The sequence below is a fragment of the Acidovorax sp. KNOB132 genome, from assembly GCF_057541515.1.
In genome coordinates this window covers 1-11,849 of sequence record NZ_BAAJYT010000111.1, presented here as the reverse complement: position 1 = coordinate 11,849, position 11,849 = coordinate 1, and the positions used below count along the sequence as shown (strand labels likewise).

The window sequence follows — 11,849 nt, the reverse complement described above, 5'->3', positions numbered from 1 at the left end:
TTGGGGGCACGCTCGCCGCGCCAGCCCCCCCAGGCCCCGTTCGGCAGGCGCCGGCGGCCGCACGGCCGCGCGCGGAGCTTCGGGAATGGCCATTTCCGGCAGCAGGTCCTGCGACGCCGAGCGCACCAGATGGGCCGCCGCATCGAAGACCTCCTTGCACTGCCCGCACCGCACCCACCCATCGGAGATGCGCAACTGGTCCGCGACGACCTTGAAGGTCGTGCCGCAGGCGGGGCAGCGTGTGATCTGGCTCATCGGCTCGGGATTGTAGGTGGGCGCCATGCCCGCCCGGAGGGCGGCACGGCCCTGCCCATCAACGCGCAGCCACCATCAGGATCCAGCCCTCCTGCGTGTCGGCCACCTCCAGGGGCAGCCACGGCGCATAGGCCTCTTTCAGCTCGTCGGCCTGGCGCTCCAGGATGCCGGCCAGCACCAGATGGCCGCCCGCCGCCACATGCGCGCACAGCAGCGGCGCCAGCACCTTGAGGGGCGTGGCGAGGATGTTGGCCAGCACCGTCTGGTAGGTGCCGCTGGCCTGGTCGGGCAGGCCGGCCTTCAGCGCCACGCCGTTGGCCTCGGCGTTCAGCCGCGTGGACTCCACGGCCGCCGGATCGATGTCCACGGCATCGACATCCGTCGCACCGAACTTGGCGGCGCCGATGGCCAGGATGCCGGAGCCGCAGCCATAGTCGAGTACGCGGCCCAGCGGGTTGCCGCTGGCGCCGTGCGGCGCGCCGTTCGCCGCGATCCACCGCAGGCACATGCGCGTCGTGGGGTGCGTGCCGGTGCCGAATGCCAGTCCGGGATCGAGCCGGATGCTGCGCGTGGCCTGGGCCGGCAGCTCGTGCCAAGTGGGCACGATCCAGAAATCCGGCGTGATGTCCACCGGCGCGAACTGTGATTGCGTGAGGCGCACCCAGTCCTGCTCGGGCACGGTGGCCACGCCCAGCACGCGGCAGCCCTCGAAGAAGTCCTGCACCTCCAGCAGGGCCCGCGCCTCCTGCGCTTCGGCTTCGTTCTGGAACAGCGCCACCACCCGGCTGCGCTGCCAGCCGTCCTTGGGCGGCGGCATGCCGGGCTCGCCGAACAGCGCCTGCTCGGCATCGGTCTGCGCGTCGGCATCCTCGACCGACACGCTCAGCGCCTGCAGCGCATCGAGCGCATCGCTCAGGGACTCGACCCGGTCTTCGGGGCACATCAGGCTCAGCTCAAACATGGGAGACCTCCGGGAGAAAACGAAAATGCTGGCACCCGTTGCCAGGTGCCAGCATGCAAAACCACCACGCGCGGCGATCTCAGCGCTTGTGCTGCGACAGCCACTCTTCCAGGTAATGGATGTTGGTGCCGCCCGCCACGAACTTGGCGTCCACCATCAGCTCGCGGTGCAGCGGCACGTTGGTGTTGATGCCCTCGATCACGGTCTCGGACAGCGCCGTGCGCATGCGGGCCAGCGCCTGCTCGCGCGTGTCGCCGTGCACGATGATCTTGCCGATCATCGAGTCGTAGTTAGGAGGCACGTAGTAGTTGGTGTAGGCGTGCGAATCCACGCGCACGCCCGGGCCGCCCGGCGCATGCCACATGGTGATGCGGCCTGGCGAGGGGATGAACTTGTACGGGTCCTCGGCGTTCACGCGGCATTCGATGGCGTGGCCGCGGATTTCGATCTGGCGCTGGGTGAAGGGCAGCTTCTCGCCGGCGGCGACCATGATCTGCGTCTTCACGATGTCCACGCCCGTGATCCATTCGGTCACCGGGTGCTCCACCTGCACGCGGGTGTTCATCTCGATGAAGTAGAACTCGCCGTTCTCATACAGGAACTCGAACGTGCCCGCACCGCGGTAGCCGATCTTCTTGCAGGCGGCCACGCAACGCTCGCCGATCTTCTCGATCAGCTTGCGCGGGATGCCCGGCGCCGGCGCCTCTTCGATCACCTTCTGGTGGCGGCGCTGCATGGAGCAGTCGCGCTCGCCCAGATAGACCGCATTGCGGTGCTTGTCCGCGAGGATCTGGATCTCGATGTGGCGCGGGTTCTGGAGGAACTTCTCCATGTACACGGCCGGATTGCCGAACGCCGCGCCGGCCTCGGCCTTGGTCATCTGCACCGCGTTGACGAGCGCCGCCTCGGTGTGCACCACGCGCATGCCGCGCCCGCCGCCACCGCCCGCGGCCTTGATGATGACGGGATAGCCCACCGCCTTGGCGATGCGGCGGATCTGCACCGGGTCTTCCGGCAGCTCGCCTTCGGAGCCCGGCACGCAGGGCACGCCCGCGCGGATCATGGCCTGCTTGGCCGAGACCTTGTCGCCCATGGTGCGGATCGACTCGGGCGTGGGGCCGATGAACTGGAAGCCGCTCTTTTCCACCCGCTCGGCGAAGTCGGCGTTCTCGGACAGGAAGCCGTAGCCGGGGTGAATGGCCTCCGCATCGGTCACCTCGGCGGCCGAGATGATGGCGGGCATGTTGAGGTAGGACAGCGGCGAGGGCGCGGGGCCGATGCACACCGCCTCTTCGGCCAGCTTCACGTACTTGGCATCGCGATCCGCCTCGGAATACACCATGACGGCCTTGACGCCGAGTTCACGGCAGGCGCGCTGGATGCGCAATGCGATTTCGCCGCGATTGGCAACGAGGATTTTCTTAAACATAGGTTTCTTCGCGGCTCATCACCCATGCGCGGGCGCATGCGAGTGCGGTTGGCGTGGCCTTGCCCGGGGCAAGACGGCCGGCACCGGCGACGAGGATTTTCTGAAACATGGACGTTCCCTGGCGCCCGGCAACGAGGCCGGCGCGCCCGACAAGGACCGAGGAAGACATGCGCAATTTATTCGATCACGAACAGGGGCTGACCGTATTCCACCGCTTGGCCGTTCTCCCCCAGGATGCGGGTGACGGTGCCGGACTTGTCGGCCTCGATCTCGTTGAGGATCTTCATGGCCTCGATGATGCAGATCGTTTCGCCTTCCTTGACCTGGCTGCCCACCTCGACGAACGACTTGGCGCCCGGGCTGGAAGCGCGGTAGAACGTGCCCACCATGGGCGATTTCACGATGTGGCCGGTCGGGGCGGCCGGTGCAGGCAACTCGGCCACGGGGGCTGCGGCCGCCGCTGCGGGGGCCGGGGCCTGCTGGGCGGGTGCGGCCACATATTGCTGGACCACCGCACCGCCGCTCTTGACGATGCGGACCTTGCCTTCTGCCTCGGTGATCTCGAGTTCTGACACATTCGACTCGGACACGAGGTCGATCAAGGTCTTGAGTTTTCGCAAATCCATGGGAACTCCAACGCCAAAAAACAAAATAGGGCGCGAATTTACCCTAAATTCGACCTATGGCCGGCATTTGGACGCAAATTCATTGATCTTCGCGGTGGATTGCAGAGCGCTATCCCAAGGAAGCCCATTGGGTGAGGTCTTCTGCAGTGACCTGGCCCATTTTACGGTGCACGATGCTGCCATCTGCGCCCATCACCACGCTGAAAGGCAGGCCTCCGGTGAGATTGCCCAGCGAACGGCCCAGTTCGGTGCCCGAAAGCCCCGCCAGTCCCACCGGGAAATCCAGCGGCAGGCGTCCCAGGAACTGCCGCACGGACGAGGGCTGGTCGATCGCCAGGCCCACGACTTGCCAGCCTTTGGCAGCGTGTTTCCGGTAGAAGGCATTCAAAAGCGGCAGTTCGTCCACGCAGGGCGGGCACCACGTGGCCCAGAAGTTCACCAGGAGCGGCTTGCCGCGAAAACGCGCCATCGCCACAGGCTCGCCGCCCGAGGGCGCCTCGAACTGTTGTGCCCACAGGGCGTCTTCGGCGCCGGACAGCACCGCGTGCGGCTGGAACCGCCACCACGCCAGCCCTGCGCCGCCCAGCCCGGCGGCGGCGGCCACGCCGGCATACGCCATCAGCCTGCGACGCGAAGCCTGGGGCGCAGCATCGGACCCGGCCTCGGGGGCCGGGCGGGTGGCGGGTGGGGACAAAGGGGTGCCCGTATCGGAGGGCGGTGACACATTCATTCGGGAGGGCTTTCCAACAGCTTGCGCAAGGCGCGAATGTCTCCGCGCGGTGCCCGGCCCCGCGCATCGGGGCGCAATGCGCCGCGCAGGTCATCCAGGTCATAGATCAAAAGGTGCACGCCGATCATCTCGCCCAGCACCGGCGAATGGCTGGAGAGGCTCAACGCCTCGACCGACTCGCCATGGAAGCCGGTGACGGTGCGCGGCTCGTAGTCCACATGGTGGTCGATCAGCGCGATCTCGGCGGATTTGCAGTCGTCGCAGAACAACTGCAGATAAATGTCGGACAGCCGGGTCGCCGTGCCATGCCACACCGCTCCGCCCAGGTGCGGGCGAAACGTCTGCATGCGCTCCATCCAGATCAGCGCCAGCTGCCGCAGCGCGAGCAATTCCTGGGGCTGGGTGTCGGCACAGAACAGGCCGATGTACTCGCGCACGGCGTCCTCGACCAGATCGTTGTCGGGCAGCGGTGTGCGGCTGGGCAGGCCCAGTTGGCGAACGGCCCGGCGTTTGGCCGGGCCCCATTCCAGGCCTTCTTCGACGACCATGCGGGCCGCGGCGTTGGCGATCTCGGTGGCGAGGGCGTTTGGCATGGCGGCGATCGGGTGGGGGGAAGGGTCCATTGTGGCCTCAATGCAAGAAGGCGGCCCGGGAAAACGCCCGCATCCGGCAGGGGCATGGTGCGCCCCATCGTGGACCTTGCTATTGAAAATGTAGCTATCGAGGCAAGAGGGATCTGCGCGGGCGGCCCTGCAGCCCTGGAACCTTAGAATCTGCGCCCATGCATATTCACATTCTGGGCATCTGCGGCACGTTCATGGGGGGCCTGGCGGCACTGGCGCGCGAAGCGGGCCACAAGGTCACCGGCTGCGACGCCGGCGTGTACCCCCCGATGAGCGACCAGTTGCGCGCCTTGGGGATCGAACTGATCGAAGGCTACGGCGCGGACCAGATGGCGCTGGCGCCCGATGTGTTCGTGATCGGCAACGTGGTCAGCCGGGCGCGCCTGCCCGACGGCACGCCGAAATTCCCCCTGATGGAGGCCATCCTCGACGCCGGCGCCACCTACACCAGCGGCCCCCAGTGGCTTGCCGAGCACGTGCTGCAGGGCCGGCACGTGCTGGCCGTGGCGGGCACCCACGGCAAGACGACCACCACGTCGATGCTGGCCTGGGTTCTGGAATGCGCAGGCCTGCAGCCCGGCTTCCTGGTAGGCGGCGTGCCGCTGGATTTCGGCGTGTCGGCCCGGCTGGGCGCCGCGCGCCGTCCGGTGGCCGGCCCGGGCGTGGCGGGCGATGCGCCCGTGTTCGTGATCGAGGCGGACGAATACGACACCGCGTTCTTCGACAAGCGCAGCAAGTTCGTGCACTACCGCCCCCGCACCGCGGTGCTGAACAACCTGGAATTCGACCACGCGGACATCTTCGACGACCTGCCGGCCATCGAGCGGCAGTTCCACCACCTGGTGCGCACCGTGCCGCCCTCGGGCCGCGTGGTGGTCAACGGGCTGGAGGAAAGCCTGGCCCGCGTGCTGCATGCCGGCTGCTGGAGCGAGGTGGCGAGCTTCGGCGCGCTGGTGAGCGACTTCACGGCCCAGGGCGAACCGCACGCCTTCGATGTGCTCCACCAGGGCCGGACCGTGGCCCGCGTGGAATGGGCGCTGACCGGTGTGCACAACCAGTTGAATGCGCTGGCCGCGATCGCCGCCGCCCACCACGTGGGCGTGGCGCCGACAGAGGCCGGCCGTGCGCTGGCGCGGTTCCAGAACGTGAAGCGGCGCATGGAACTGCGCGGCACCGTGCGCGGCATCGCGGTGTACGACGACTTCGCCCACCACCCGACCGCCCTGCGCACCACGCTGGACGGACTGCGCCGCAGCGTGGGCCCGGCGGCGCGCATCCTCGCGGCGTTCGAGCCGCGCAGCAACACCATGAAGCTGGGCACCATGAAATCGCAGCTGCCCTGGGCGCTGGAGCCGGCCGACCTGGCGTTCTGCCACACCGCCGGCCTGGACTGGGACGCGGCCCAGGTGCTCGCGCCGCTGGGCGACAAGGCCCGGACGGCGGCGGACATCGGCACGCTGATCGGACAGATCACCCAGGCGGCCCGGCCGGGCGATCACATCGTGTGCATGAGCAATGGCAGCTTCGGCGGCATCCATGGCAAGCTCATCGATTCGCTATCGAAATAATAGCTATATGCCCTAGAAAAATATGCGCTGGAGGCCAATTCGGCTGATGGCGCAGCGAGGGCGGCCCTGAGCAGCCCTGCCGCTCACCGTTTCCTCTTCAATACGTCACGGCCATGGCCGGGACATCCACCCGCACGATCGGTCGGGCCAGTGCGGCGCTGGCGGCTTCGGCGAACTGCCGGCCCCATTGCGCGTCGGCTAGCAGCGGGGCCCCGGCAGCCTGTGCCACCGTGAGCACCTTGTCGGCCAGCAGCACCTTGCCGCTGGCCCGCAGGGGCTCGCACTCCAGGCTGATGAACGCCTCGTCCAGCCAGCGGCGGGCGTCTTCATTGCTCAAAGGCTGCGAGCCTTCCAGGTCGAAACGGAATTCCTGGCCCGGCGCCAGGGTGATCGAGACTTCTCTGCGCATGGATTGTTTTCCTGGTTGAGGTGGGGCCAAGGGCGGCCACGCAAGCCGATGCCCGCGGCGGGGCCATCGAGCTTACATCGCACGCCGCTGCCCCGGCCCCTGGTTTTTCAGCGGGCGCGGCGGGCGGCCACGGCTGCCGACAGGTCGGCCAGCGCCGACAGCGAATCGTCCCAGCCCAGGCAGGCGTCGGTGATGCTCTTGCCGTACTCCAGGGCGCCCGGCTGGTCCTTGCCCGGCGTGAATTTCTGGGCACCGGCGGTCAGGTGGCTCTCGATCATCACGCCGAACACGCAGCGCGAGCCGCCCGCGATCTGCGCGCCGATCTCGCGCGCCACGTCGCGCTGCTTTTCGTGCTGCTTGCTGCTGTTGGCATGGCTGCAATCCACCATCAGCGTGGCGGGCAGCTTGGCGGCCTCCAGGTCCTGGCAGGCCGCGGCGACGCTGGCCGCGTCGTAGTTGGGCGCCTTGCCGCCGCGCAGGATCACGTGGCAGTCGGGATTGCCCTGCGTGTTGACGATGGCCACCTGCCCGTTCTTGTGCACCGACAGGAAGTGGTGGCCGCGGCTGGCGGACTGGATCGCGTCGGTGGCGATGCGGATGTTGCCGTCCGTGCCGTTCTTGAAGCCGATGGGCGCCGACAGGCCCGAGGCCAGTTCGCGGTGCACCTGGCTTTCGGTGGTGCGCGCGCCGATGGCGCCCCAGCTGATGAGGTCGCCGATGTACTGGGGCGAGATCACGTCCAGGAACTCGCTGCCGGCCGGCACGCCCATGCGGTTGATGTCGATGAGCAGCTGGCGCGCGATGCGCAGGCCTTCGTCGATGCGGTAGCTCTCGTCCAGGTACGGATCGTTGATCAGCCCCTTCCAGCCCACCGTGGTGCGGGGCTTCTCGAAGTACACACGCATCACGATCTCCAGCGTGTCGGCGTACTGCTCGCGCACCGCCTTCAGGCGCCGCGCGTAGTCCAGCGCGGCGGCCGGGTCGTGGATGGAGCAGGGGCCGATCACCACCAGCAGCCGGTCGTCCCGGCCCGCCATGATGTCCTGGATACCGCGCCGCGTGCGCGTGATCAGGGATTCCACCGCCGTTCCCCGGATGGGGAAGAAGCGGATCAGATGTTCTGGAGGGGGCAACACGGTGATGTCCTTGATACGTTCGTCGTCGGTCTGGCTGGTCTTCTCGACGTCGCGGTACCAGGCATCGCTGGTGGGGTTGGCAGTGGCCGTCATGGTTGCGTCCTCGTGGGTTGGATCGGAAAAAAAGGGGGAGCGGAAAAACAAAAAACCGCCGGGCTTTTCAGCTTCGGCGGTTTCTAGAGGAGGGGTGCTCGGGTGGTTGCGCGCTGACCTCTCATCCGCCTGGGACAGAGAAGTAAAACCAAAAATAAAACGCGCTACGCACTTGCATCGGTGGCAATGTAACACCGATTTTTGCGCCGCAACATCCCCGGCGCGTTGCAGCGCTGCCACAAGCGGGGTGCCGCGCTTTCATCGCCCGCGCCCCGACAACCAGCGGCGCAGGCGCGCCAGCATCGGGCGCCGCCGGGCCGCGGCGGGCTCTGGAGAAGGCTCGCTGAGCATCGCCCCGCCCTGCTCGTACATGTCGATGACCAGCATTGCCTCGCCCAGGGTGCGCCAGGCCAGGCGCTCGAACGCATCGAAGCAGGCCGGCTCGCTGCGGCTTTGGCGGGTCAGTGCCTGGTGCCAGATCTCGATGGCATCGCGCAGGTCTTTCAGGGCCTGCTGGTAGGCCCCCAGCTCGTAGAGCGCATGCCAGGCGGAGCCCAGCCCGGTGAGAAAGAACTGGTGCTCGCGCGCGGCGCGCTTCAGGTGCTCGAGGCTCCAGAAGATGGCGGAGGGATCGGCGCAGGCGCGGCGCAGGTGCGCGGCATCTTCGATGAGCGCGGACAGCGACGTCAGCGCATCGCGGAACTGGCGGGACTCCTCGTCGGCCACGCCTTCGCGCAGCAGCCGGCTCACATCGCCGAACGACTGTGCGGTGTTCAGCAGCTGGCTGGACGACGGGTCAGGCATGGTGGGTGCACGCCTGGAAGGTCCGTCGCCGCCCGGGGCTTTATGCGGTGCCGCCGACCGTCAGGCCATCGATGCGCAGCGTGGGCTGCCCCACGCCGACCGGCACGCTCTGGCCTTCCTTGCCGCAGGTGCCCACGCCGCTGTCGAGCGCCATGTCGTTGCCGATGAGGGTCACCTTCTTGAGGGATTCCGGACCGCTGCCGACGATGGTCGCGCCCTTGACCGGGTACAGGATCTTGCCATTCTCGACCCAATACGCCTCGCTGGCCGAGAACACGAACTTGCCGCTGGTGATGTCCACCTGGCCGCCGCCGAAGTTGGTGGCGTAGAGGCCGCGCTTCATGCTCGCCACGATCTCCGCCGGGTCCTTGTCGCCGCCCAGCATGTAGGTGTTGGTCATGCGCGGCATGGGAATGTGCGCGTAGCTCTCGCGCCGGCCGTTGCCGGTGGGCGCCACGCCCGACAGGCGCGCGTTCATCGAATCCTGGATGTAGCCCTTGAGGATGCCGTCCTCGATGAGCACGTTGCGCTGGCTGGCGTGGCCTTCGTCATCCACGTTGAGCGAGCCGCGGCGGTCGGCCAGGGTGCCGTCGTCCAGCACCGTCACGCCCTTGGCCGCCACGCGCTGGCCGATGCGGCCGCTGAAGGCGCTCGAACCCTTGCGGTTGAAATCGCCCTCCAGCCCGTGGCCCACGGCCTCGTGCAGCAGCACGCCGGGCCACCCGGGGCCGAGCACCACGGTCATCTCGCCCGCGGGCGCAGGGCGCGACTCCAGATTGACGAGGGCGGCGTTCACGGCCTCGTCGACGTACCGGGTGATCTGCGCATCGTCGAAATAGGCCAGACCGAAGCGCCCGCCCCCGCCGGCCGAACCCACCTCGCGGCGGCCGGCCTGCTCGGCGATCACGGTGACCGACAGGCGCACCAGCGGGCGCACGTCGGCGGCCAGCGTGCCGTCGGAGCGCGCCACCAAGACCACGTCGTATTCGCTGGCCAGGCCCGCCATCACCTGGGCCACGCGCGGGTCCTTGGCGCGGGCCTGCTGCTCCACCTTTTCCAGCAGCGCCACCTTGGCCGTGCTGTCCAGCGAAGCGATGGGATCGGTTCCGGGATAGAGCGAGCGGCTGGCGGAGATCTTCTTGAGCGAGATCTTCGCCCGCTTCTCCTGCGAGGCCGCCGAAATCGCCCGGACGGTGCGGGCGGCATCGAGCAGGGAGGCCTCGGAGATGTCGTCGGAATAGGCGAAAGCCGTCTTCTCGCCGCTCACGGCCCGCACCCCGACGCCCTGGTCGATGCTGAACGAACCGGTCTTGACGATGCCTTCTTCCAGGCTCCAGCCCTCGCTGCGCGTGTATTGGAAATACAGGTCGGCATCGTCCACCTGATGGGCCCGGATGTCGGCGAGCGCGCGCGCCAGATGGGTTTCGTCGAGGCCGAAAGGCTCCAGGAGCAGGCGGCGGGCGACGGACAGGCGTTCGATGGTGGGTTCGCGGGAGATCATGGGCGGATTCTAGAAGCCTTGGTGCCCGCCGGCATGGCGCTTTGCGAGCATCCCACCCGGCGGCGCGGCCATGCCGGCGCGAATCGGCCATGGCCAGGCAGACTCTGTGATATTTCACTGATATATCATTGCATTTCACCGACCCCGCCCACCCGCCCCGATGCCCGTTCTGCCCCAGCCCTCCCTTCCTGCCGCACCCGGCGGCGGCGCCCAGTTGCGCGAGCAGGCCTACGCCGACATCAAGCGCCGCATCATTGCCTGCGAGCTGGCACCCGGCGCGCAGATCAACGAAGGCGCGCTGGGCACGCTGCTCGGCCTGGGCCGCACGCCCATCCACCAGGCGCTGCACCGGCTGGAGATGGAAGGACTCGTGACCATCCTGCCGCGCAAGGGCATCGTGGTGGCGCCGCTGTCGCTGGACGAGGTGCTGGACATGATCGAGGTGCGCGCCTGCAACGAGACCCTGTGCGTGCGCCTGGCGGCCGAGCGGGTCCGGCCCGCTGAACTGGCCGCCATGCGCCACCTGCTGGGCGAGGCTCCGGCACTCCTGGCCGCACATGACGTGCCTGCGCTGATGGCGCTGGACCTGCGCTTTCACAGCGCGATCTCGGCCGCCGCCCGCAACACCGTCCTGGCCGACCTGCTGCGCCGGCTGCACGAACAGCAGGCGCGCTTTTGGTTCCTGACGCTCTCGGAGGCCGGGCACAGCGTGCGCATCCACGACGAGCACCAGGACATCCTGGCCGCGCTCGAGCGCCACGACCCCGATGCCGCCGCCGCCGCGATGCAGCGCCACATCGACGATTTCCGCCGCGCGATCACCCGCGCACTTTGATCCTTCCGCCCTTTTCGCCTCCCACCATGCCCCAGCACACCTTCGATCTCGCCGGCCACGGGCCGGTCACCCTGGACATCCGCCACCTCGTCATCGCCGGCTGGACCGGCCGCGACCGCGCGGCGGTGGACCACCACATCGCCGAACTGGCCGCGATCGGCGTCAAGCCGCCCTCCACGGTGCCCACCTTCTACCGCGTGGCCAGCCAGCTGCTCGACACGGGCAGCGCGGTGCAGGTTCCGGGCCATGACTCCAGCGGCGAGGTGGAATGCGTGCTGCTGGCCAGCGAGGCGCACGGCGTGCTCGTGGGCATCGGCTCGGACCACACGGACCGCACCGTCGAGGCCTACGACGTCACGGTGTCCAAGCAAATGTGCGCCAAGCCCGTGGGCCGCACCCTATGGAAACTGTCGGAGGTACAGGGCCACTGGGACCAGCTGGTCACCCGCTGCTGGCGCACCCGCGACGGCGTGCGCGCGCTGTACCAGGAAGGCGCCCTGGCCCGCCTCCTGCCCCCCGCCGAGCTGATGCAAAAATGGAATGCGGCAGGCGGCCTGTCGGCCCACACGGCCATGTTCTGCGGTACCCATGCGGTGATCGGCGAACTCGGCTGGGGCGAGGCCTTCGAGCTGGAATTGCACGACCCCGTTCTGAACCGCAGCCTGCACCACCACTACGCCACCCAAGCCCTGGAGATCGCCCGATGAATGCCCTCGCCACCACCCGCCACCCCACCGTCCGCGAACAAGCCGAGGCCCTGGCCCGGGGCGACACCACCAGCGTGGCGCTGGTCGAGGCGCGCTCGCGCGCATCGCCACGCACCGCGCGGCGGGCGGGCACGCCTATGTGGGCGAGGTCGAAGCCGAGGCCGCGCTGCAG

14 protein-coding genes are annotated in these 11,849 nt (G+C 68.3%); 3 read left to right on the top strand and 11 right to left on the bottom strand.

Annotated features, from left to right (window positions below; genetic code table 11):
- The 7 genes from AC27IO_RS14705 to AC27IO_RS14675 all read right to left on the bottom strand — a co-directional run.
- A partial coding sequence (locus AC27IO_RS14705; protein ID WP_498739399.1) for a zinc-ribbon domain-containing protein occupies window positions 1-255 on the bottom strand: 255 nt, incomplete at its 3' end.
- A gap of 58 nt (window positions 256-313) precedes the next feature.
- The gene (prmA, locus tag AC27IO_RS14700) at window positions 314-1,216 is read right to left on the bottom strand and encodes a 50S ribosomal protein L11 methyltransferase (RefSeq protein WP_272567280.1); all 903 of its coding nucleotides are present in this window, start codon (window positions 1,214-1,216) and stop codon (window positions 314-316) included.
- A 79-nt stretch (window positions 1,217-1,295) separates the two neighbouring features.
- Window positions 1,296-2,645, bottom strand: coding sequence for an acetyl-CoA carboxylase biotin carboxylase subunit (gene accC / locus AC27IO_RS14695; RefSeq protein ID WP_284393093.1), 1,350 nt, complete (start codon window positions 2,643-2,645; stop codon window positions 1,296-1,298).
- Window positions 2,638-2,814 carry a hypothetical protein gene (locus AC27IO_RS14690; RefSeq protein WP_272567275.1) on the bottom strand — a complete coding sequence of 59 codons (177 nt, stop codon included), beginning with the start codon at window positions 2,812-2,814 and terminating at the stop codon, window positions 2,638-2,640. The genes accC and AC27IO_RS14690 overlap by 8 nt, the downstream gene beginning before the upstream one ends.
- A gap of 7 nt (window positions 2,815-2,821) precedes the next feature.
- The gene (gene accB, locus AC27IO_RS14685; protein ID WP_272567273.1) at window positions 2,822-3,271 is read right to left on the bottom strand and encodes an acetyl-CoA carboxylase biotin carboxyl carrier protein; all 450 of its coding nucleotides are present in this window, start codon (window positions 3,269-3,271) and stop codon (window positions 2,822-2,824) included.
- Window positions 3,272-3,380: 109 nt separating this feature from the next.
- Window positions 3,381-4,001, bottom strand: a complete 621-nt coding sequence (locus AC27IO_RS14680) for a TlpA disulfide reductase family protein (RefSeq protein ID WP_498739396.1) — start codon at window positions 3,999-4,001, stop codon at window positions 3,381-3,383.
- Window positions 3,998-4,594 (bottom strand): hypothetical protein, encoded by a 597-nt coding sequence (locus AC27IO_RS14675; RefSeq protein ID WP_498739394.1) that lies wholly within the window; start codon window positions 4,592-4,594, stop codon window positions 3,998-4,000. The genes AC27IO_RS14680 and AC27IO_RS14675 overlap by 4 nt, the downstream gene beginning before the upstream one ends.
- A gap of 188 nt (window positions 4,595-4,782) precedes the next feature.
- On the opposite strand from AC27IO_RS14675, the gene mpl reads away from it, so the two are divergent.
- Complete coding sequence (gene mpl / locus AC27IO_RS14670; protein WP_498739393.1) at window positions 4,783-6,192, top strand: UDP-N-acetylmuramate:L-alanyl-gamma-D-glutamyl-meso-diaminopimelate ligase; 1,410 nt, start codon at window positions 4,783-4,785, stop codon at window positions 6,190-6,192.
- A 97-nt stretch (window positions 6,193-6,289) separates the two neighbouring features.
- Here mpl and AC27IO_RS14665 read toward each other — a convergent pair whose 3' ends face one another.
- From AC27IO_RS14665 to tldD, 4 genes are all read right to left on the bottom strand, one after another.
- A complete protein-coding gene (locus tag AC27IO_RS14665) occupies window positions 6,290-6,601 on the bottom strand; it encodes a hypothetical protein (protein ID WP_284393083.1) in 312 nt (103 codons plus the stop codon).
- A gap of 107 nt (window positions 6,602-6,708) precedes the next feature.
- Window positions 6,709-7,830 (bottom strand): 3-deoxy-7-phosphoheptulonate synthase, encoded by a 1,122-nt coding sequence (locus tag AC27IO_RS14660; protein WP_284425835.1) that lies wholly within the window; start codon window positions 7,828-7,830, stop codon window positions 6,709-6,711.
- A 258-nt stretch (window positions 7,831-8,088) separates the two neighbouring features.
- Complete coding sequence (locus AC27IO_RS14655; protein WP_498739390.1) at window positions 8,089-8,634, bottom strand: hypothetical protein; 546 nt, start codon at window positions 8,632-8,634, stop codon at window positions 8,089-8,091.
- 40 nt (window positions 8,635-8,674) lie between these two features.
- A complete protein-coding gene (gene tldD, locus AC27IO_RS14650) occupies window positions 8,675-10,135 on the bottom strand; it encodes a metalloprotease TldD (RefSeq protein WP_284405293.1) in 1,461 nt (486 codons plus the stop codon).
- 160 nt (window positions 10,136-10,295) lie between these two features.
- Here tldD and AC27IO_RS14645 point away from each other — a divergent pair, with 160 nt between their 5' ends.
- Both AC27IO_RS14645 and AC27IO_RS14640 read left to right on the top strand, forming a co-directional pair.
- A complete protein-coding gene (locus tag AC27IO_RS14645) occupies window positions 10,296-10,970 on the top strand; it encodes a GntR family transcriptional regulator (protein ID WP_284429458.1) in 675 nt (224 codons plus the stop codon).
- A 26-nt stretch (window positions 10,971-10,996) separates the two neighbouring features.
- Window positions 10,997-11,677 carry a DUF2848 domain-containing protein gene (locus AC27IO_RS14640; protein WP_498739389.1) on the top strand — a complete coding sequence of 227 codons (681 nt, stop codon included), beginning with the start codon at window positions 10,997-10,999 and terminating at the stop codon, window positions 11,675-11,677.
- The last annotated feature ends 172 nt before the right edge of the window (window positions 11,678-11,849 follow it).